General features: G+C 68.4%; 22 protein-coding genes and 1 pseudogene. 16 read left to right on the top strand and 7 right to left on the bottom strand.

Annotated features, from left to right (window positions below; genetic code table 11):
- The first annotated feature begins 100 nt into the window (after positions 1 to 100).
- From E0H73_RS38355 to E0H73_RS38330, 6 genes are all read left to right on the top strand, one after another.
- Positions 101 to 793: a response regulator transcription factor gene (locus tag E0H73_RS38355; RefSeq protein WP_131364960.1), complete on the top strand. Its 693-nt coding sequence runs from the start codon at positions 101 to 103 to the stop codon at positions 791 to 793.
- Positions 794 to 963: 170 nt separating this feature from the next.
- On the top strand, positions 964 to 2451 hold the full coding sequence (locus tag E0H73_RS38350; protein WP_131364958.1) for a sensor histidine kinase: 1488 nt from the start codon (positions 964 to 966) through the stop codon (positions 2449 to 2451).
- A gap of 97 nt (positions 2452 to 2548) precedes the next feature.
- Positions 2549 to 3928, top strand: coding sequence for a trypsin-like peptidase domain-containing protein (locus tag E0H73_RS38345; RefSeq protein ID WP_131364956.1), 1380 nt, complete (start codon positions 2549 to 2551; stop codon positions 3926 to 3928).
- Positions 3929 to 4041: 113 nt separating this feature from the next.
- A complete protein-coding gene (locus E0H73_RS38340) occupies positions 4042 to 4548 on the top strand; it encodes a DinB family protein (protein WP_131364954.1) in 507 nt (168 codons plus the stop codon).
- Positions 4549 to 4559: 11 nt separating this feature from the next.
- Positions 4560 to 5258 (top strand): pirin family protein, encoded by a 699-nt coding sequence (locus E0H73_RS38335; RefSeq protein WP_131364952.1) that lies wholly within the window; start codon positions 4560 to 4562, stop codon positions 5256 to 5258.
- Positions 5259 to 5292: 34 nt separating this feature from the next.
- Entirely contained in the window at positions 5293 to 6201 is a 909-nt protein-coding gene (locus E0H73_RS38330; RefSeq protein ID WP_202867763.1) for a TIGR03620 family F420-dependent LLM class oxidoreductase, read from the top strand.
- On the opposite strand, the gene E0H73_RS38325 is transcribed toward E0H73_RS38330, so the two are convergent.
- The gene (locus E0H73_RS38325; protein WP_131364950.1) at positions 6198 to 6527 is read right to left on the bottom strand and encodes an L-rhamnose mutarotase; all 330 of its coding nucleotides are present in this window, start codon (positions 6525 to 6527) and stop codon (positions 6198 to 6200) included. The genes E0H73_RS38330 and E0H73_RS38325 overlap by 4 nt on opposite strands.
- A 292-nt stretch (positions 6528 to 6819) precedes the next feature.
- On the opposite strand from E0H73_RS38325, the gene E0H73_RS38320 reads away from it, so the two are divergent.
- The 3 genes from E0H73_RS38320 (at position 6820) to E0H73_RS38310 (ending at position 9524) form a co-directional block, all read left to right on the top strand.
- Positions 6820 to 8700, top strand: a complete 1881-nt coding sequence (locus E0H73_RS38320) for a penicillin-binding transpeptidase domain-containing protein (RefSeq protein ID WP_238164549.1) — start codon at positions 6820 to 6822, stop codon at positions 8698 to 8700.
- Positions 8697 to 9107 (top strand): nuclear transport factor 2 family protein, encoded by a 411-nt coding sequence (locus tag E0H73_RS38315; RefSeq protein WP_238164548.1) that lies wholly within the window; start codon positions 8697 to 8699, stop codon positions 9105 to 9107. The genes E0H73_RS38320 and E0H73_RS38315 overlap by 4 nt, the downstream gene beginning before the upstream one ends.
- Positions 9108 to 9182: 75 nt before the next feature.
- Entirely contained in the window at positions 9183 to 9524 is a 342-nt protein-coding gene (locus E0H73_RS38310; protein WP_202867762.1) for a TFIIB-type zinc ribbon-containing protein, read from the top strand.
- Positions 9525 to 9530: 6 nt separating this feature from the next.
- Here the strand turns inward: E0H73_RS38310 and E0H73_RS38305 are convergent, their stop codons facing one another.
- Complete coding sequence (locus E0H73_RS38305) at positions 9531 to 9944, bottom strand: PaaI family thioesterase (RefSeq protein ID WP_131364946.1); 414 nt, start codon at positions 9942 to 9944, stop codon at positions 9531 to 9533.
- A 9-nt stretch (positions 9945 to 9953) separates the two neighbouring features.
- Entirely contained in the window at positions 9954 to 10811 is an 858-nt protein-coding gene (locus tag E0H73_RS38300) for an AraC family transcriptional regulator (RefSeq protein WP_131364944.1), read from the bottom strand.
- 62 nt (positions 10812 to 10873) lie between these two features.
- Here E0H73_RS38300 and E0H73_RS38295 point away from each other — a divergent pair, with 62 nt between their 5' ends.
- The gene (locus E0H73_RS38295) at positions 10874 to 11650 is read left to right on the top strand and encodes a phytanoyl-CoA dioxygenase family protein (RefSeq protein WP_131364941.1); all 777 of its coding nucleotides are present in this window, start codon (positions 10874 to 10876) and stop codon (positions 11648 to 11650) included.
- Positions 11651 to 11792: 142 nt separating this feature from the next.
- Here the strand turns inward: E0H73_RS38295 and E0H73_RS38290 are convergent, their stop codons facing one another.
- The gene (locus tag E0H73_RS38290; RefSeq protein ID WP_131364939.1) at positions 11793 to 12107 is read right to left on the bottom strand and encodes a WhiB family transcriptional regulator; all 315 of its coding nucleotides are present in this window, start codon (positions 12105 to 12107) and stop codon (positions 11793 to 11795) included.
- 128 nt (positions 12108 to 12235) lie between these two features.
- Between E0H73_RS38290 and E0H73_RS38285 the strand changes: the two genes are divergently transcribed.
- Positions 12236 to 12700 (top strand): GNAT family N-acetyltransferase, encoded by a 465-nt coding sequence (locus E0H73_RS38285; RefSeq protein ID WP_238164547.1) that lies wholly within the window; start codon positions 12236 to 12238, stop codon positions 12698 to 12700.
- Positions 12701 to 12712: 12 nt separating this feature from the next.
- Positions 12713 to 13798, top strand: a pseudogene (locus tag E0H73_RS38280) (DNA polymerase IV).
- Here the strand turns inward: E0H73_RS38280 and E0H73_RS38275 are convergent.
- Both E0H73_RS38275 and E0H73_RS38270 read right to left on the bottom strand, forming a co-directional pair.
- The gene (locus tag E0H73_RS38275; protein WP_131364937.1) at positions 13783 to 14625 is read right to left on the bottom strand and encodes an amidohydrolase family protein; all 843 of its coding nucleotides are present in this window, start codon (positions 14623 to 14625) and stop codon (positions 13783 to 13785) included. The pseudogene E0H73_RS38280 and the gene E0H73_RS38275 overlap by 16 nt on opposite strands.
- The gene (locus E0H73_RS38270) at positions 14622 to 15755 is read right to left on the bottom strand and encodes a mandelate racemase/muconate lactonizing enzyme family protein (protein WP_131364935.1); all 1134 of its coding nucleotides are present in this window, start codon (positions 15753 to 15755) and stop codon (positions 14622 to 14624) included. The genes E0H73_RS38275 and E0H73_RS38270 overlap by 4 nt, the downstream gene beginning before the upstream one ends.
- Positions 15756 to 15858: 103 nt before the next feature.
- Between E0H73_RS38270 and E0H73_RS38265 the strand changes: the two genes are divergently transcribed.
- The 4 genes from E0H73_RS38265 (at position 15859) to E0H73_RS46215 (ending at position 18552) form a co-directional block, all read left to right on the top strand.
- Positions 15859 to 16554 carry a GntR family transcriptional regulator gene (locus tag E0H73_RS38265; protein WP_131364933.1) on the top strand — a complete coding sequence of 232 codons (696 nt, stop codon included), beginning with the start codon at positions 15859 to 15861 and terminating at the stop codon, positions 16552 to 16554.
- Positions 16555 to 16573: 19 nt separating this feature from the next.
- On the top strand, positions 16574 to 17425 hold the full coding sequence (locus E0H73_RS38260) for a fumarylacetoacetate hydrolase family protein (protein WP_131364931.1): 852 nt from the start codon (positions 16574 to 16576) through the stop codon (positions 17423 to 17425).
- Between the two features lie 88 nt (positions 17426 to 17513).
- The gene (locus E0H73_RS38255; protein ID WP_131364929.1) at positions 17514 to 18134 is read left to right on the top strand and encodes a class I SAM-dependent methyltransferase; all 621 of its coding nucleotides are present in this window, start codon (positions 17514 to 17516) and stop codon (positions 18132 to 18134) included.
- Between the two features lie 40 nt (positions 18135 to 18174).
- Positions 18175 to 18552, top strand: coding sequence for a VOC family protein (locus E0H73_RS46215; protein WP_165555975.1), 378 nt, complete (start codon positions 18175 to 18177; stop codon positions 18550 to 18552).
- A 592-nt stretch (positions 18553 to 19144) separates the two neighbouring features.
- Here the strand turns inward: E0H73_RS46215 and E0H73_RS38245 are convergent.
- Positions 19145 to 19528, bottom strand: coding sequence for a hypothetical protein (locus E0H73_RS38245; protein WP_131364925.1), 384 nt, complete (start codon positions 19526 to 19528; stop codon positions 19145 to 19147).
- Between the last annotated feature and the right edge of the window lie 29 nt (positions 19529 to 19557).

Genomic DNA, 19557 nt, shown 5'->3' with positions numbered 1-19557 from the left:
GTGATCAGCGGGTTCTCAGGCGTTTCTCACAGAGACGGCCTAATCTCGACACGCGGACGGTCATACCGGGCTGTCCGGACTCAGGCGAGCGGGGAGCACGATGCGCGTACTGGTGGTGGACGACGACCGGGCGGTCCGGGACTCGCTGCGCCGTTCCCTGGAGTTCAACGACTTCGAGGTGGTGACGGCCTCCGACGGCGCCGAGGCGCTGGCCGTGATCGGCAACGTCGAGCCCGACGTCGTGGTGATGGACGTCATGATGCCGCGCCTGGACGGTCTGGAGACCACCAAGGCCCTGCGGGCCGCGGGCAACAACATCCCGATCCTGGTGCTGACCGCCCGGGACGCGGTCGCGGACCGGGTCGACGGCCTGGACGCCGGCGGCGACGACTACCTGACGAAGCCGTTCGCACTCGAGGAGTTGCTGGCCCGGCTGCGCGCCCTGCTCCGCCGCAGCACGACGCCCGGCGAGGGCGGCCAGCGCGGCGAGATCCTGCAGTACGCCGACCTCGTGGTCGACGTGGACGCGCACGAGGTGCACCGCGGCGACGTACCGATCCCGCTCACCCGGACCGAGTTCTCCCTGCTCGAGTTGCTGATCCGCAACCCGCGCCGGGTGCTCGAGCGCGCGGTGATCCTGGACGCGGTGTGGGGTTACGACTTCCCGACCACCGCCAACTCCCTCGAGGTCTACATCGGCTATCTGCGCCGCAAGACCGAGGTCAACAACCTACCCCGGCTGATCCACACCGTCCGCGGCATCGGCTATGTGCTGAGAGACACCCCACCGTGAGCAAGCAACACCCCGAAGACTTCCCCTCGTACGCCGGCCGTCCGCCGGGCGCAGTTCCGTCCGGTCCGGCGCCAACTTCTCCCCAGCTTTCCGGCCCACCGCCGCCGCCCAGTCAGCCGGCTCAACCCGGTCAGCCCGGTGAGCCTGTTGCCAATGGCAACGGGAACCGGATGGTCGCGACCGCGGCCCGGACCCAGGACTGGTGGCAGGAGAAGGTCCACACCCTCAGCCTGCACGCCCGGGTCACTCTGCTGGCCGCGGTGGCGGTCGGTCTGGCCGTCGCGATCGTGAGCATCGCGGCGTACATGACCGTGCGCCAGCAGATGTACCAGAACCTCGACGACAGCCTGACCAACCGGGTCGCCCAGGCCGCGCAGAAGGGCGTGCTGACCAACCTGCAGAACCTGCGGACCGTCTCCTCCGACGCGCTCGGCCTGAGCGACATCCGGGTCGGGATGATCGGCGTGGACGGCGAGACGTTCGGGGCGGCGAACAGCCCCATCCCACCGATGGGCCCGGACGAGATCGCGATCGCGCAGGCGCAGGGGAACGAGGCCAGTCTGCGGACCGTCGGCGTCCGCAACGGCGGCGCGCACTTCCGCGTGGTCGCCGTACCCGCTCACTACTGTCCGTTGGGCGTCAACTGCCAGGCCAATCCTGAGCTCTACCAGCCTTCCGCGCTGGTCGTGGCCCAGTCGCTGGCCCCGATCGACCGGACGCTGCACAACCTCGGCGTGGTGCTGTGGGCCTTCGGCCTGATCGGCGTGATCGGTGCGGCACTGGCCGGCAACGCGATCGCGCGGTCCGGGCTCCGGCCGCTGGCCCGGCTGACCGGTGCGGCGGAGCACGTGGCCCGGACCGAGGATCTGAAGCCGATCCCGGTCTCCGGGTCGGACGAGATCTCCCGTTTGGCCCAGGCCTTCAACGCGATGCTCGCGGCCTTGGCCCGATCACAGGATCGGCAGCGACGGCTGGTCGGCGACGCCGGCCACGAACTGCGGACGCCGCTCACCAGCATCCGGACCAACCTCGATCTGCTGGCCCAGGCGGACCAGCGCGGCGGCCTGCGGCCCGAGGACCGGCAGCAACTGCTGGACGACGTACGCGCACAGATGGACGAGCTGACCACGTTGATCGGCGACCTCACCGAACTGGCCCGCGATACACCGCAGGTCCGTAACGCCGAACTGATCGAGCTGTCCAACGTGGTCGAGGACGCCGTCATCAAGGTACGGCGACGTGCGCCGGGGGTGGAATGGGACGTCCAGCTCACACCGTTCCCGGTGTGGGGTGAGGAGCGACTGCTCGGCCGCGCAGTGACCAACCTGCTCGACAATGCGGCGAAGTACAGCATGCCCGAGGAGGCCACCCCGCACAGCGACGGGCAACCGTCCGGACTCGTCACGGTCCGGCTGCTGGACGGCGTACTCACTGTCACGGACTCCGGTCCGGGCATCGCCGAGTCGGACCTGCCGCACGTGTTCGAGCGGTTCTACCGGTCCAGTGAGGCGCGCAGCCGCCCCGGTTCGGGGCTGGGGCTGGCGATCGTGAAGCACGCGGCCGAGCAGCACGGCGGGATGATCTACGCCCGCAACGTCCCTGGCGCCGGTGCGCAGTTCACCCTGTGGCTGCCGCACGCGGCCACCCAGACGCGCTGACAGCGCCCTGATCCTTCAGGGGATCTTCATGGAGTTCTTCGGCTGCTTTGACGGGATCTTCAGGGCCTTCTCAGGTCCAGCCCGCACAGTACTTGTCATGACCGAGAACCAGCCGCACCAGCCGCAGAACCAGCCTGGCCAGAACCCGCAACCGCAGGGGCCGGACCGGACGCAGCAGTTGCCGCTGTCTGGTTACGGACAGCACCAGCAGCAGCAGTTCGCGCCGCTCGGTGGTCAGCAGCGACCGGGTCAGCACCCTTCAGGTGGGAGTGCCTACCCGCAGTTCGGAGCTCCGGGGACGCATCAGGGGACGCCTCCCGGTTCGAACTGGCCGCCTTTCGGCCCGCAGCCGGCACACCAGCCGGAGCCTGCCAAGCCGAAGCGGCGTGGCCTGGCGGCGGTGGCACTGACCGCTCTTCTGGTTGGTGCCGCGGGCGGCGTGGGTGGTGCGGCTGTGTACTCGGCGACCAATGACTCCAGCGCGACGCCGTCGGTGACGGCGCCGCTGAACGGCAACCAGGCAGCTCCGGCCGCCGCACCGGACGGTTCGGTGCAGAGCGCCGCCGCGAAGGTGCTGCCGAGCGTGGTGAAGATCGCCGTCACGTCCCAGCAGGGCGCGGCGACCGGGTCCGGCATCGTGATCAGCAAGGACGGCCTGATCGTCACCAACAACCATGTGGTCGCCGGCGGCGGCCCGGGCGCGCAGATCACCGTGATGCTGAACGACGGGCGGACCGTACCGGCCACGGTCAAGGGCACCGACCCGCTGACCGACCTGGCCGTGATCCACGCCGACGCGACCGACCTCACCCCGGCCACGCTGGGGCAGAGCGGCAAGCTCGGGGTCGGGCAGGGCGTGGTGGCGATCGGTTCGCCGTTCGGCCTCGAGGCGACCGTGACGAGCGGGATCGTCTCGGCGCTGAACCGCCCGGTCACCTCCGGCGACGAGCAGCAGGACAGTACGACGGTCTTCCCAGCAATCCAGACGGACGCCGCGATCAATCCCGGAAACTCCGGCGGCGCCCTCATCGACCTCGCCGGCCAGGTGGTCGGAATCAACAGCGCGATCAAAACCGCCGGCGGATCGGGACAATCCGAAGGCGGAAACATCGGCCTGGGCTTCGCAATCCCGATCGACCAGGCCAAGCCGATCATCGACGAGCTGGTGGCCAAGGGCAAGGCCACGCATGCGCGGCTCGGAGTGACGGTCGGCGACGCGCAGTCTTCCGACGGGCTCTCTTCAGGGGCACGCCTCGGCGAGGCAACGTCCGGCGGTGCGGCGGACAAGGCCGGTCTGCAAGCGGGTGATGTGGTCACCGCTGTGGACGGTAAGGCGATCTCGTCAGGGGACGCGCTGGTCGCCGCGGTCCGTTCGCACCGCCCGGGCGATGAGGTGAAGATCAACTTCACCCGCAATGGAAAAGCGCAGTCGGTGACCGCCACCCTCGGGTCCGACAACGGCAACCCGACCGGCTGACACCACGGCATTCCTCCCTGGTTGGGACTGCGGCCGCCCACCGAGCGGCCGCAGTCCCTTTTTTCGTGGGCGAATGCGGTGCAGTGGCACCGGATGCACGCTAGCGTCCGGCCATGACTCTTTCGCGGGAACGGCCGCCCTTCGTTGCTGATGAGCGCACCCAGCTGATCGGGTGGCTGGACCTGCAGCGGGCCCTGGTGCGGTGGAAGCTGGACGGGCTGTCGGAAGCGGATGAGCATCGGGTGGTGTTTCCGGAGTCGCCGTTGATGACGCCGGTTGGGCTGGTGTCGCACATGCGCTGGACCGAGCACTGCTGGTTCAACGTCGTCTTTCTGGGTGAGCCGGAGGCCTCCAACCCGCAGTTCCAGAAGGAGCCGGAAAGCGCCGACTGGCGCGTGGACGGCGTACCGCTGGTTCGGTTGCTGGACGAGTTCGAGGCGCAGTGCGCGCAATCGAACGAGATTGTCGCGGCGCACTCGCTCGACGACCTCGGCGCGGATCCGGAGTACCAGCCGACGATCCGGTGGATGCTGCTCCACATGCTCGAGGAGACGGGCCGCCACGTGGGCCACCTCGACACCATGCGCGAGCTCCTGGACGGACAGAAGGGGTATTACTAGACGTTGTGAGTATGGAGATCCGGCGGGCCGACGATCGCTTCCAGACCGCGAGTGAGTGGCTGGACTCGCGGCACTCGTTCTCGTTCGGCCCGCACTACGACCCGGCGAACGTCGGGTTCGGGTTCCTGCTCGCACACAACGACGAGAAAGTTGCCCCCGGCACCGGTTTCGGCACGCATCCGCACCAGGATCTCGAGATCGTCACCTGGGTACTGCGCGGTGCACTGGCACACCAGGATTCGCAGGGACACAGCGGCGTGGTCTATCCGGGTCTCGCGCAGCGGATGAGCGCCGGGTCAGGCATCCAGCACTCCGAGCGCAACGATGGCACCGAGCCGGTCCACTACGTCCAGATGTGGGTCCGGCCGGACGAGCTCGACCTGCCGCCGTCGTACGAACAGAGCGAGATCGATCTGACGACCGGCGAACTCGTCCCGATCGCCTCCGGTCTCCCTCAGCACACCGCCAGCGCGGCGATCCGGATCAACCAGCGCTCTGCCGGCATGTCCGTCGCTCGCCTAGGTCCTGGTGGCACAGTCGCGCTGCCGGCAGCGCGATACGTCCATCTCTTTGTGGCTCAGGGGGCGGCGAGCCTGGAAGGCGCCGGTGACCTGGGTACGTCGGACGCCGTACGACTGACCAGCGTCGACGGAGCACGGGTCACGGCCGGGCCGGAGGGCGCCGAGTTGCTCGTGTGGGAAATGACCTGACAAAACGGAGGCCCCCTCCGGTATAGTCCGCTGCGTGAACACACGCGCGGATGTGGTCGACGGGTTCGTACGGCGAGCGGGACGCGTCGGGGTGTGGGTGCCGCCAATGGTCGTCGACGCGAGTCCGGCTGCCGTGATCGCCGGTGAGGTCGGGCGGATCGAGGCGCTGGACTACGGATCGCTGTGGACGGGTGAGCGGCTCGTCGGCGGCGAGGCCTTCGCCCGGCACGGACAGTTCCTGGCGAACAGTTCGCGGCTCGTGGTCGGGACAGGGATCGCGAACCTGTGGGCCCGCGTCCCGGAAGCCATGCGCGGTGGTGCCACCACACTGGCCTCGGCGTACCCGGATCGCTTCGTGCTCGGCGTCGGGGTGAGTGCACCGGTCGTGGTGGACCGGCTCGGCGAGACCTTCGACCGGCCGCTGAGCCGGATGCGTGACTACCTGACCCGGATGGACGAGGTGGAGGGTCCACCGGACGCGCAGTACCCGCGGGTCCTGGCCGCCCTCGGTCCAAAGATGCTTGCCCTGGCTGCCGAACTGGCCGACGGGGCGCACCCGTTCCTCGTCCCGGTCGAGCACACCGCCTTCGCCCGCGCCGAACTGGGACCCGGCAAGCTGCTGATCCCCGAACAGGCCGTCGTCCTCACCGAGGATCCGGCCGCCGGACGCGACCTGATCTGCGGCATCTACGGCTCGCTGACCGACTTCTCGAAGCCGTCGCCGTACGTCGCGAACTTCCGGCGGCTCGGCTTCGGCCCGGACGACGCCGGCAGTGACCGGCTGCTCGACGCGCTGTTCGTGTACGGCGGTCCCGATGCGATCGCGGCGCGGGTGCGCGAACACCTCGACGCCGGTGCGGACCACGTACTGATCCAGCCGATCGCCCACGATCTGACCGGCATCGTCGACCAGCTGGCCGAACTGCGCTCCGCTCTGCCTTAAGCAGTCTGCTCGCTCATCGTCCAGACGTGCCGCAGCGATTGGCCGGCGACGCCTTCGGGGTTCTGGGCGAAGCCTTCGACGAACTGGCTCATGTGTTGCTGCCAGCGCTGGTCGACCGGGTCGTCGCGCAGTTGTGCGGTGGCGGCCTCGAAGTCGTCGCACTCGACCAGGTGGAACAGATCGCTGCCGCTGCGCCAGATGGACCAGTCGGCGATCCCGGCGGCGTGCATCACGGTGATCAGTTCCGGCCAGACGCGAGCGTGCTCGAGCTCGTAGGCCTCTTCGGTGCCGGGAATCAGCCGGCTGTGCAGAGCAAGGCGGGTCACAAAGGAGCAGAATACGCCGGTGGTGACCCTGCGTTCACGGCGTTCCCCGATCGCGGTAGACCTCCGGCGCAGTGATTCACGTTGCGTCTCGGTGCTGATTCGTCCTGGCGATCCGCGGCGCGGACGGACGGCGTACCGGAGCCAACTCCAGCGGGGCTACCGGCGTCGTACTTGCATGGGTTGAGTACTTTCGCCCTCGTGGCTGTCAGCCACACGCCGAAGACTGTCCCAGGTGTCCATCCGTCGTCGTGCGAGAGTTGGAAACGTGAAGCGAACCGCTGCCATCGTCTGCTTGAGTAGTCTGCTGATCACCGCTGGTTGTTCCGACAGCAAACCAGGAGCAGGCGGGAAGCCGGACCCCAACGACGAGAAGCAGGCGTCCGCCGAGGTGGTGAAGCAGTTCGCCGACGCCTGGGTGACGGCCTGGGCTCCGGACGGAAAGCCGGACGCGGCGGCGGCGTTCACCGACAACCCGACCGTCTTCGGCAAGCGGCTCGACGACGTGGACAGCGCGCTGATCGCCAACACCGTGAAGGTGACACCGCAGGGCGACCCGAAGTGCACCGACGGCAACAACTGCACGCAGGACCTCGCGATCGAGGCCGACCTGCGCGGTATCGGCACGATGAAGTGGACCAGTACGGCGTCCGCCGTGAAGACCGGCGACGCGTGGAAGATCAAGGCCTCCGGCGACACGATCTACCCGGGCCTCGGCGACGCGAACTACCTCAAGCGGGTCCGGGCCCTGCCCGCGCGCGCATCGATCCTGGACCGCAACGGCGTCGCGCTGACCGCGAACCGTCCGGTCGTCATCGTCGGCGTGACGTCGGGCACCGTGGCGACACCGGCGACGTACGCCGCCTTCACGAAGAACCTCGATGTGGACGGCGCGAAGCTGGCCGCGCGGGCGAAGGCGGCCCCGGCCGGACAGTTCGTCGAGGCGATCACGATCCGGTCCGAGGAGTGGAACCGGCTGCGGCCGATCATGGGCAAGCTGCCCGGCGTACTGACGATGGGTGGGACGCAGTCGCTGGCGGCGACGGCGACGTTCGCCCGGTCGATCATCGGCACCATGCGGACCGCGACCGAGGACACGCTGAAGAACGCCGGTCCGAGCGCGTCGGCCAGCGACCAGGTGGGGACGACGGGCCTGCAGTACGCGTTCCAGCAGCAGCTCGCCGGTACGCCGGGTGGCACGGTCACGCTGCGGGACGGCAAGACCAAGCTGACGATCAAGACGGTGTTCAGCCAGCAGGGCACGGTCGGCAAGCCGGTGAAGACCTCGCTGGACACGAAGATGCAGCAGGCGGCCGAGGCCGCGCTGGCGACGAGCAAGCTGCCGGCGTCGCTGGTCGCCGTCCAGGCCTCGACCGGTCAGATCCTCGCCGCGGCGAACGGGCCGACACCGGCCAGCTACAACCGCGCCTTCCAGGGCCGGTACGCGCCGGGGTCGACGTTCAAGATCGTCACCTCGGCGGCGCTGCTGGGCAGCGGTGAGACCGCGGCGACCAAGCTGCCGTGCACGAACACGATCACCGTGTTCGGCAAGTCGTTCAAGAACTACGACGGGCTCGCGGCGTACGGCGCGGGCACGATGCAGAAGGCGTTCAACGAGTCCTGCAACACGGCGTTCATCTCGCAGCACGCGCGGCTGCCGAAGGACGGGATGACGAAGGCCGCGGCGATGTTCGGCATCGGGCGTGAACTCGACCTGTCGATCTCGGCGTACGGCGGTTCGGTGCCGGCGCCGAAGGACGACACCGCCGAGGCGGCCTCGATGATCGGTCAGGGTACGGTCACCGCGAGCCCTCTGGCGGTCGCGCTGATCGGTGCGGCGGTCGACCACGGGACCGCGATGAAGCCGGTCCTGGTCCCGGGCAAGGACGCCGCCGGTGCCGCCGCCTCTCCGTTGCCTGCGGCAACTGTTGCTGCTTTGCGCACCTTCATGCGCACGACCGTCACCAACGGCACCGCGCACCTGCTGGCCGGTAACGGCGCGGTGGCTGCGAAGACCGGTACCGCCGAGGTCGTCCAGAAGGGCAAGGTCGTCACCAACGGCTGGATGGTCGGCTACCGCGGCGACGTAGCCTTCGCCGTCATCGTCGAAGGCGGCGTCTCCGGCGGCAAAGCAGCCGGTCCCATCGTCCAGAACTTCCTGTCCCGCACCAAGTGAGCGCAAACGAGACGGAGCGAACCCGGGAGATCGCCTCCCGGTACTTCGCGACGATGGCGGGGCGGGAGTGGGACGCGTTCGCGGAACTGCTGAGTGCGGACGTGGTCTACGAGATGCCGCAGACTCGGGAACGGATCGTGGGGCGGGCGAAGTACCTGCAGTTCAACCGGGAGTATCCGGGCGACTGGACCGCCACCGTGACGCGATTGATCGTGGACGGGACCACGGCGGCCGGCTCGATGAACTTCACCGTGGGTGACGAGGAGATGGTCGGGCTCGTGTACCTCGAGCTCGCGGACGGGCTGATCACTCGGATCACCGATTTCTGGCCCGAGCCGTACGACCCGCCCGCCGGGCGGGAACACCTTGTGGAGCGGGTTGTATCGGCCACCGATCGAATCTCCTGAGAGTTGTGCTCCGAAGACCCTGAGAGTTCCCTGAAAGCCCGGCGTTCCGGCGATTTCGTCACTTAGGGTTGCTGGATGGAAAGCCTGACCTGTCCCAAGTGCCGAGGCGCGATGCGCACCTACGAACGCAGCGGCGTCACCGTCGACCAGTGCGGCGAGTGTCGCGGGATCTTCCTCGACCGGGGTGAACTGGAGCGGCTGGTGGACGCCGAGCTCGAGTACAACAGCCCGCAGCAGCGCCACGAGGAGAAGCGGTACGACGACCGCCGCTACGACAACGATCGCCGCTACGACAATGACCGGCGGTACGACGACGACCGGCGGTACGACAAGGATCGCAAGTACGACCCGCGCTACGGGAACCAGCAGTACCCGCGCAAGAAGAAGAAATCCTTCCTCGAGGAACTCTTCGACTGACGCTGTTCAGCGGCGGAGGGCTATGACTGTGCCTTGGGCGATTGCGCACAGGGTGACGTTGCCCGACTCGTCGACGGTCGACAACTGGCAGGTACAGGTGGCCTGCCGGCTGCCGGCGTGCGCGACCGTCGCCTCGGCCCGCAGTACGGCGCCTTGGGCCGGACGGAGATAGCTGATCGTGAACCCACCGGTCAGCACCTCCGGGCCCAGCGCCGTACCGCCGGCGAAGGTGATCGCGTTGTCGGCCGCGTACCCGAGGACTCCACCGTGCAGGAAGCCGTTCTGCTGCCGCAGTTCGTCCCGGATGTCCAGCTCGAGAGTCGCACCACCGTCGCCGAAGGCGGTCAGCCGCGCGCCGACCAGCACGCTGAACGGTTGCGCGGCGAGCACCTTCTCGGCCAGTTCGAACGTCAACTCCATGCCGACAGGCTATCCAGCCGCTTCTTCGCGGCGGCGGTATTGGCTGGGGGAAACCCCGAGGTAGCGCCGGAAGACCGAGGCGAAGTACTGGCTCGACGAGAATCCGAGCCGGTGGGCGATCTCCGTGATGCTGTCTGAGGTGCCGGCCAGCAACCGTTCGGACCGGGTGACCTTGGCGCGCAGTACGTAGTCCTTGGGGCTCGTGCCGAAGGACTCGATGAAGAGTTCGTTGAAGCGGGTCCCGGATATCCCGGACACCTCGACGAGCTGGGCGGCCGTCACCGGCTCCTCGAAGTGGTCCTCGAACCATCGCAACGCCCGCTGCAGACCGGGATGCTCCGCGGTGTCGCCGTCGCCGTCGGACAGGCCGCGGACGAGTTCGATCACCGCAGTAGTGCACAGGGACTCGCGCCAGACCCCGGTCAGCCAATCCTCGGCAGTCGACGACGTAAGCACGCGGGACAGCAGGTCGATGCTCAGCGGCGACGCCGGCCAGACATCACGATCGGCCTGGCAGAGCTCGTGGATCATCCGCGACAGCGGCTGCCCGGCCTCACCACGGCTGCGCAGGATGAGCCACAGCAGGTCGCCGCGCGGTTGAGTGCCTGTCCCCGTCCGGTAGCCGACGCCGGGCCGGATCCGCAGCACTTGGCCCGGACCAGCGCTGACGATCGAACCGTCGATCACGAAGTCGATGCCGTTCCGCAGTGGCAGCGCGAGTACCAGCAACGTGTCGTGTCGCTGCTCCGGCAGCGGTTCGTGCGCGACCAGGTAGTGGTAGCGGCCGAGGCTGACGAACGGACCGAGGCCGCGCAGGTCCACGATCTCCCGCTCACTGGTGGACTCGATGTCGGGGACGTCAGCCATCGCGATTCTCCGGTGGCGATTTCCGAACGCGATCGCCGGCGCACGCGCGGAGGATGGTGTCCATGACCGACTCGACAGTCTCAGCTGGATCTGACATCGCACAGCTCTTCGACCGCGACGGGTACGTCGTCCTGGACGGGCTGCTCAGCGCCGCCGACGTGGACCTGTACCGGGAGATCTACGACCGCTTCCTGACCGGCGAGATCGCGGCCGGCGACAAACGATCCGACCTCGGTGCGGGCGCCCGATCGAGTGGTGGCACCGAGAACATCACGCAGATCATGTGGCCCTCCGACCTGTACCCCGAGCTCACGTCGCTGCCACTGCACGATCGCGCGCTGGCCATCGCCCGTGAGTTGATCGGCGCGGACGCCGTACTGGACTTCGACATGCTGATCGCCAAGGCACCGCACACGGCGACGCCGACGCCCTGGCACCAGGACGCCGGCTACTGGGTCGACCTTCCCGACGAGCGAGCCGCGTCGATCTGGGTGTCGCTCGACGACGCGACCGTCGACAACGGCTGCATGTGGTACGTCGAGGGCTCTCACCGCGGACCGGTCCGGCCGCACCGGTCCGCGGGCGCCGGTGGCGCGATCGAGTGCGACTGCTCGGAGGACGAGCCGGGCGCGACGCCGGTGCCGCTCCCGCCGGGATCCGCGGTCGCGCACGGCGGACGGACCTTGCACTACTCGCGCGGCAACACCACCGGCACTCAGCGCCGCGCGTACATCCTCAACTTCCGGCCGGCCGCGATGATCGCGCGGGAGCGCGAGCTCGGCATGGATCACGGCCGGACCGAGAACGTCCGGGAGGTCCGCAACGCCCAGGCGGGCTGAACCGCGAGAACCACCTGTCATGAAGAACTCCCCGACCAAGGCGACGACTGTCCGTAATACTCGCTGCGGACAGTATGGCGAGCGGAGCTCGGTCAAGGCGCTGTTCGTGCACCAAGAGGCAATGATCGGGGCGGCCCGGGGGCTAGTGGTGGCGGCCGTGGAGGGCCGGCTCGCGTTCTTCTTCGGTCGTGCCGCCCCAGACGCCGTACGCTTCGCCGACGATCAGGGCGTGTTCGCCGCATTCACGCCGTACCGGGCAGGTCCGGCAGAGCGCCTTGGCAAGCACCTCGCGTGCGTGTTTGCGCAGGCCTCGTTCGGACTCCGCGGCGAAGAACAACTCCGGGTCGACCTCGGCGCAGGCGGCTTGGTCCTGCCAGGCCCAGTTCTCGAGCAGCGGGGACGGTAGGCCCTCCGGGGCCTTGGCCACCGCTCCGGCGGGCGGTTTGCGCCGTCTCATGACGGGCTCCTCGGCTGCGCAGTCATGGTGTGACACCTCGGCATCGATCGGTCCGCCGCGGCTGGATCCACAACCGCGGGCACTGGTTCTGGTACCCGGCCCCAAACCCCCGGGTCTATCGTCAGCACGTGACCACGCCTCCGGTGACCCTCCGCCCGATGACCGAGACCGAGTTCCAGCAGTGGAAGGACCGCAACGCCGAGTCGTTCGCCGCCGGCATCGGACCGGCCCGTGGCCTGAGCCCCGCGGAGGCGCTCGAGTTCGCGCATCGCGAGACGGACAAGCTGCTCCCCGACGGTCGCGCCAGCGAGAACAACCTGATCTGGATGGCCTGTGACGGCGACCATGCGATCGGCAGCCTGTGGATCAGCACCAAGCCGCGGATCCCGTTCATCTACGGCATCGAGGTGGACTCCGGCCACCGCGGCAAGGGCTACGGCCGCGCGATCATGCTGGCCGGCGAGGAGGAGTGCCGGCGACTCGGGTACACCCAACTGGATCTGAACGTGTTCGGCAACAACACCACGGCGATCGGCCTCTACAACTCGCTCGGCTACACCGTCACCTCGCAGCAGATGCGCAAGGAACTCTGACGTGGGGCCGCGATGACCTGGTGGATCCTGCATGTGGACATGGATCAGTTCATCGCCGCTGTGGAGATCCGGCGGCGGCCCGAGCTGCGGGGTCTGCCTGTGGTCGTCGGCGGATCCGGGGATCCGACCCAACCGCGGCAGGTCGTCGCCACCGCGTCGTAGGAGGCCCGTGAGTACGGCGTGCATTCGGGGATGCCGGTGCGGGCGGCGTACAAGAAGTGTCCGCAGGCCGTGTTCCTGCCGTCCGATCCGGCCGCCTACGAGGCCGCGTCGACCGAGGTGATGGACACGCTGCGGTCGTTTCCGGTGGTGGTTGAGGTGTGGGGCTGGGACGAGTGCTTCGTCGGCGCGGAGACCGACGATCCCGAGCAGCTCGCGGCCGACCTCCGCGCGGCGGTCGCGGAACGGACCACGCTGACCTGCTCGGTCGGAATCGGCGACAACAAGACCCGCGCCAAGCTGGCGACCACGTTCGCGAAGCAGCCGCGCTCGCACGCAACAGCCTTCGAGCACGCCAGTACGACGGATGAGGGGATCTATCGGCTGACGAGTGCGAACTGGCGTGAGGTGATGGACCACCGAGCCGTCCGCGAACTGTGGGGCATCGGCAGCCGAATGGAACGGAACCTCAACGAACTCGGCATCTTCACGGTCGCGGACCTTGCCGCTGCGGACGTCGAGGTACTGCAGAAGCGATTCGGCCCGAAGATGGGCGCCTGGTACGCCGCCCTGGGCCGCGGACTCGGCGACACCGAGGTGACCGACGTACCGCGGGAACCGGTGTCGCGCAGTCGCGAGGAGACGTTCCCGGAGGATCTGGTCGAACGCGCCGAGGTGGAGGAGCAGTTGCGCCGGATCGCGGTCGAGGTGACGCGGGATGTGGTCGCCGAGGGGCGCAGCATTCAACGGATCTGGGTCAAGGTCCGGTTCATCAGCTTCTACACCCCGATCAAGAGCCGGAAGCTCCCCGAGATCACTCAGGACCCCGAGGTCATCGCCGCCACCGCCCTCGCCCTGCTGGACAAGTTCGAACTCCGCCGCCCCATCCGCCTCCTCGGAGTCCGCGTCGAATTCGCCCCACCTCAGGACAGCTTGTAGGTGCGGGTCGCCGTGGTGCTGAAGACTGCTTCACGCTCCGCGGGACTCAGCCTGGCCGTCAGAGTCTCCGCGGTGTCGACCACCTGGGCGTACGACGCAGCCAGCAGGCAGACGGGCCAGTCGGAGCCGAACATCACGCGGTCGGGGCCGAAGGCATCCAGTACGACGTCGGCGTACGGCTGCAGGTCGGCGGGCTTCCAGTCCGTCCACGATGCCTCGGTGACCATCCCGGAGAGCTTGCAGGTGACGTTCGGCAGTGCGGCCAGCTCACGCAGCTGAGTTGCCCACGGCTCCAGGGGCTCACCGATCACGGGCTTGGAGATGTGGTCGACGACGAAGGTCAGTTGGGGGAACGCGCGGGCGGTCGAGAGGGCGGCGGGGAGATGTGGGGTCTTGGTCAGGAGGTCGTAGACCAGACCGGCGTCCGCGACCGCGGTGAGGCCGCGCTGGACCTCGGGGCGAAGGAGCCAGTCGACATCCGGTTCGTCGTGGACCTGGTGGCGGATCCCCTTCAAATACGGGCCATCCGGCCGCGCCGCAAGCCCGGACAAGGCCGTCGCCACGTCGTCGGCGGTGAGATCCACCCAGCCGACCACTCCCGCGACCAACTCGTTGCTCGCAGCAATCTCCAGGAACTCCACCGTCTCCTCCACCAGCCCGACGGTCTGCACCAGCACCGTCGCGGTGACATCCGCGGCCGCGGCCAACGGAGCCAGATCGTCGACGGCGAAGTTCCGTCGGATCGGGTCCATTTCCGGCCCGACCATCCAGCTCTGCTCACGGACGCTCAGATCCCAGACGTGGTGGTGGGCGTCGACTCTGCTCATGCCACTGTCCGATCGTCGATCGCGTCCCGGTCCCACTCGATCCCCAACCCGGGCGTGTCCGGAGCGACCGCGTGTCCGTCCACCACAGCCATCTCGGACCGCGTGATGGCCCGCAACTGCGGGATGTGCTCGACGTACCGCCCGTTCGGTACGGCAGCCGTCAGGCTCACGTGCAGCTCCATCAGGAAGTGTGGGCAGATTTCCAGGTTGAACGCCTCGGCCAGGTGCGCGACCTTGAGCCACGGCGTGATCCCGCCGATCCGGGCCACGTCGGCCTGGACGATCCCGGCACCGCCGCCGGCGACGTACTCGCGGAACTGCGAGATCGAGTACAGCGACTCGCCGACCGCGATCGGGATCGACGTCGACTCAGCCAGCCGGATGTGGCCGGTCACGTCGTCGGCCGGCAGCGGCTCCTCGAACCAGGACAGGTCGACGGCCTCGAACGCGGCGGCCCGTCGCTTGGCTTCGGCGTACGTCATCGACTGGTTCGCGTCGACCATGATGTCCAGTGCGGGACCGACCGCGTCCCGGACCGCCCGGAGCCGTTCGAGGTCCTCGTGGAGGCGGGGCTTGCCGACCTTGAGCTTGACGCCCGGCCAGCCCGCCTGCTGCGACGCCAGCGCGCCCGCGACGAGCTCATCGGTTGTCAGGTGCAACCAACCGCCCTCGGTGTCGTACAGCGGGACCTGCTGCCGGAACCCGCCTGCCAGCCGCCACAACGGTTCACCGGCGCGCAGGCAGCGCAGATCCCACAGCGCGGTGTCCACCGAGGCCAGGGCCAGCGAGGTGATCGCTCCGACCGTCGTGGCGTGGGTGGACCAGAACAGATCCGACCACAACCCCTCGACGTTCCGTGCGTCGGCACCCACCAGTCGCGGCAGCAGGTGATCACGCAGCAGCGCCAGTACGGCGGTGCCGCCCGTGCCGATCGTGTAGGAGTACCCGAGTCCGACCGCTCCGTCCGAGGTCTCCAGCTCGACGAAGACCGTCTCCTGCTTCAGGAAGGACTGCACGGCATCGGTCCGGACCGTCTCGACCTCCAGGTCGACCAGGAACGCCTCGGCCCGGGTTACCGTCGTACCGGCCGGCAGCCCGACTGGTGCGATCCGGCGGGACAGCGTGGTCATGGGCGACTCCAGATCCTATAGGATATTGCCAACCTGATGCTGCCGCTTCACGCTGGAGCCGTCAAGTGTGGGGCAGAATGTGGGCTTCCCGGGAGGAGCGACCGTGACGGATGCGCATGTGGGTCTGGCGGGGCAGCTCGCGCGCCTGCCCCAGCGACAGGTACTGAGCGACGACGTCTACGAGACGGTCAAGGGCCTGATCATGGACAGCGTGGTCCAGCCGGGCACCCGGCTGAACATCGACGCGCTGACCCGCGAACTGGGCATCTCCCAGACCCCGATCCGGGAGTCGCTGGCGCGGCTGGAGTCCGACGGCCTGGTGATCAAGGAGCCGCTGCGCGGTTACCGGGTGTCGTCCCGGCTGACCCGGGACGAGTTCGACGACCTGTTCGAGTACCGGCTGCACATCGAGCCGTGGGCGGCCGGGCGTGCTGCCGAGCGGGCCGGGACCGAGGACCTGGCCCGGCTCAAGGCCGAGATGCTGAGCTACACCGACGTACCGGACCGCCCGGCGTACGAGAGCTACCGGGCGATGGCGGCGCACGACCAGCGCTTCCACGACCTGGTACTGGAGCTGTCCGGCAACGAGACGGCCCGGCTGTCCTTTGCGCGGACACACTGCCACCTGCACCTGTTCCGGCTGTACTACGGTGGCGGCATCGCGACAAAGGCGTTGCGGGAGCACAAGACTGTCGTGACCGCCGTCCGCAAGGGCGACCCGGAGGAGGCGGCCGCGGCGATGCGGGCGCATATCGAGGCCTCCCGGGCCCGGTTGCGGCCGATCTTCGACCAGGAATGACTCACCCAGGGAGATCTTTGTGGAACTGCTGCGCCTCGGCGCGGTCGGTGAGGAGCGCCCGTACGTGCGCGCCGCCGACGGCACCGTTCACGACCTGAGCTCCGTCACCGCTGAGATCGACGGGGCTTTCCTCGCCGCAGACGGTATAGCCCGAGCCCGCGCCGCGCTCGAAGCAGGCGACCTGCCGGCCGCCGAGGTCGAGGGCCTGCGGATCGGCGCCCCGATCGCCAGGCCGGGCGCGGTGGTCTGCATCGGCCAGAACTACGCCGCCCACGCGGCCGAGTCCGGCGCCGAGCCGCCGAAGCAGCCGATCGTCTTCTTCAAGACCCCGAACACGGTCGTCGGCCCGAACGACGACGTACTCGTGCCGCGCGGTTCGACCAAGACCGACTGGGAGGTCGAGCTCGCCGTCGTCATCGGCAAGCAGGCCCGATACGTCGACTCCGACGCGGAAGCGCTCGCGTGCATCGCCGGGTACGCGGTGTCGAACGACGTGTCCGAGCGGGCCTTCCAGCTCGAGCAGTCCGGTGGCCAGTGGTCCAAGGGCAAGTGCTGCGAGACGTTCAACCCGCTCGGCCCGGCACTGGTCCCGGCCGACGAGATCGGTGACCCGCAGAACCTCGACCTGAAGTCCTGGGTCAACGGTGAGCCGCGCCAGGCGTCCAACACCCGGGACATGATCTTCAGCGTCGCGGCGCTGATCCGCGACCTGTCGCAGTACATGACGCTCGACCCCGGCGACATCGTCAACACCGGCACCCCGGAAGGCGTCGCGCTGTCCGGCCGGTTCCCGTACCTCGCGCCCGGCGACACGATGGAACTGGAGATCCAGGGTCTCGGCCGGCAGAAGCAAACCCTCGGCAAGGCCTGATACTCGGCAGAGCCTGATCCTCGGCGAGGCGTGACCCTCGGCGAGGCCTGATCTGAAACTGTCCCCGGCCGGCTCTAGGGTCGGCCGGGTGACCGATCATCTCGCCGACATCCGGACGTCGTACGACACTGTCGCCGTCTCGTACGCCGAACTCGTGCAGGACGGCCCGGCGTTCGAGGCGCCGATTCTCGACCTGTTCGGCAAGCTCGCCGAAGGTGGGCCGGTGCTGGACGTGGGGTGCGGACCGGGCCGGGTCGTCGGTCTGCTGGCTTCGCGTGGTCTACCGGTGATCGGGATCGACCTGTCCCCCGGGATGATCGAGGTCGCCCGGCGAGACCATCCCGATCTGGACTATCGGGTCGGTTCGATGACCGCGCTGGACCTACCCGATGGCGAGCTCGGCGGAGTGGTGTCGTGGTGGTCGGTCATTCACTTGCCCCGCGATGTGGTCCCGCAGGCGTTCGCCGAGTTCTACCGGGTCCTCCGGCCCGATGGGGTTCTGTTGGTCGGCTTTCATGTCGGCGAGGAGTCAACTTGGAAGACCTCCGGGTACGGCGGCCATCCCATGAACATCTACGTCCATCGGTGGCTGCCTGAAGGACTCACCGAGATCGCAGTCGCCGCCGGCTTCACGCCGTACCTCGATCCCGCGATCCCCGATGAGTGCCTGATGTTCCGTAGGTCATCCGGTGGCGTCGGTTCCGGGTAATCCGGTGGCGCTAGCACCTGGCGTGCGCGACGCTCGGCGCATGACTTCGCACGTTCGCACGGTGACCTTCGACGCCCACAACCCCTACGAGTTGGCCGGCTTCTGGCTGCAGGTGCTGAGGGCACCGCGCCCCGACGACGATGCGCCGGACGACCCGTACGCCGCAGTCGTCACGGACTCGATGACGCTGCTCTTCGGCCAGAACGACGACGAGAAGGTGGTCAAGAACCGCGTCCACCTCTGCCTCGAACCGGACGGCCCGCGAGACGCCGAGGTCGAATGGCTCCTCACCATCGGCGCCACCATCGCCAACGACCACCGCGAACCCGACGGCACCGGCTTTGTAGTCATGCACGACCCCGAAGGCAACGAATTCTGCGTACTCCGGAGCGCCGCAGAACGAGCCGCGACGAGCTGAGAAAGACCTTCCCCGGCGTGCTGCGCACCGCTCCTCCGTCGCGCCGCTACGCGCGCTCCCGCCCACCCGTCGTTCCCTGGTGGGCTCATCGCCCACACCTCCGGGCCACCGCCCGGGGTTCGGCGGCGCTTGCCGCCCGACCTCTGCTGGTGGGCTTATCGCCCACACCTCTGGGCTGCCGCCTGCGGCTTATCGCCGCACCCTCCGGGGGCTGGTGTGCGGCGGGGCCTGGTTGGGGTTGCAGGAAGTCCCCGGGGAAAGCGACGGATCCTCCAGGGCTGGAACAGAAAGAACCTTCTGCCGTCCCACCAGTTCCTGTTCCAAGCGCCGATGCCCGTACCGGCAACTGACTTGCGGACAGAGGTGGTGGGGTAGTCGAGTGCGCGCGACGAAGGAGCACGCACAGCGCGGGCGATCAGCCCGCAAACCGCGAGGCGGCAGCCTCGCCACCGAAGGCCGGCCGGTAGGCCGGACAGTGTGGGCGATAAGCCCACCAGGAAACGACGGGTGGGCGGGAGCGCGCGTAGCGGTCGCGACGGAGGAGCGAATGCGTAGCACCCTGGGGAAGAACAACCCCAGACAACCAGCTACCTCAGAGGTCGTCGGTGATGGGGGTTTGGCCGGTGAAGGTTAGGCGCCAGTCTGTGGTGCTGGCGTCTACGGTGAGGTCGTAGCCGTCGCGGTTTGCGGTGAGGTGGTGGTGGTCGCCTTCGACCGGGGCGACCTCGACCTTCCAGCCGCGGCCGTCGAGAGTTTCGGCGGCGAAACCGATCTGGGCTTCGGGGTCGGGCGAGGTCGGGTCGCCGGTTTCGACGGTAATGGTGCAGACCGATTCCGGGCCGCGGTCGTCCGACAAGGCTTCCTGGCTGACCGGTCCGACGTCTTGCGTCACCGTTGGTGTCTGGCCCGGGACAACGAGCGCCGCGACCGCGAGCAGTTCCGAGCGGAGGAGGTTGCGGGCTTCGGTGAGCGTCATATCCCGGTCTTACACCTTGGCGGCCACTC

The sequence above is a fragment of the Kribbella pittospori genome (assembly GCF_004331465.1).
Lineage (GTDB): Bacteria > Actinomycetota > Actinomycetes > Propionibacteriales > Kribbellaceae > Kribbella > Kribbella pittospori.
Note: the sequence above shows the minus strand (reverse complement) of the source record. Positions and strands in the feature narration are given on the sequence as shown.

Bases quoted from the DNA above. Each gene is read 5' to 3' on its own strand.
- E0H73_RS38355 (WP_131364960.1), top strand. From the start codon at position 101: ATGCGCGTACTGGTGGTGGACGACGACCGGGCGGTCCGGGACTCGCTG.
- E0H73_RS38350 (WP_131364958.1), top strand. From the start codon at position 964: ATGGTCGCGACCGCGGCCCGGACCCAGGACTGGTGGCAGGAGAAGGTC.
- E0H73_RS38345 (WP_131364956.1), top strand. From the start codon at position 2,549: ATGACCGAGAACCAGCCGCACCAGCCGCAGAACCAGCCTGGCCAGAAC.
- E0H73_RS38340 (WP_131364954.1), top strand. From the start codon at position 4,042: ATGACTCTTTCGCGGGAACGGCCGCCCTTCGTTGCTGATGAGCGCACC.
- E0H73_RS38335 (WP_131364952.1), top strand. From the start codon at position 4,560: ATGGAGATCCGGCGGGCCGACGATCGCTTCCAGACCGCGAGTGAGTGG.
- E0H73_RS38310 (WP_202867762.1), top strand. From the start codon at position 9,183: ATGGAAAGCCTGACCTGTCCCAAGTGCCGAGGCGCGATGCGCACCTAC.
- E0H73_RS38305 (WP_131364946.1), bottom strand. From the start codon at position 9,944: ATGGAGTTGACGTTCGAACTGGCCGAGAAGGTGCTCGCCGCGCAACCG.
- E0H73_RS38300 (WP_131364944.1), bottom strand. From the start codon at position 10,811: ATGGCTGACGTCCCCGACATCGAGTCCACCAGTGAGCGGGAGATCGTG.
- E0H73_RS38295 (WP_131364941.1), top strand. From the start codon at position 10,874: ATGACCGACTCGACAGTCTCAGCTGGATCTGACATCGCACAGCTCTTC.
- E0H73_RS38290 (WP_131364939.1), bottom strand. From the start codon at position 12,107: ATGAGACGGCGCAAACCGCCCGCCGGAGCGGTGGCCAAGGCCCCGGAG.
- E0H73_RS38275 (WP_131364937.1), bottom strand. From the start codon at position 14,625: ATGAGCAGAGTCGACGCCCACCACCACGTCTGGGATCTGAGCGTCCGT.
- E0H73_RS38270 (WP_131364935.1), bottom strand. From the start codon at position 15,755: ATGACCACGCTGTCCCGCCGGATCGCACCAGTCGGGCTGCCGGCCGGT.
- E0H73_RS46215 (WP_165555975.1), top strand. From the start codon at position 18,175: ATGACTTCGCACGTTCGCACGGTGACCTTCGACGCCCACAACCCCTAC.
- E0H73_RS38245 (WP_131364925.1), bottom strand. From the start codon at position 19,528: ATGACGCTCACCGAAGCCCGCAACCTCCTCCGCTCGGAACTGCTCGCG.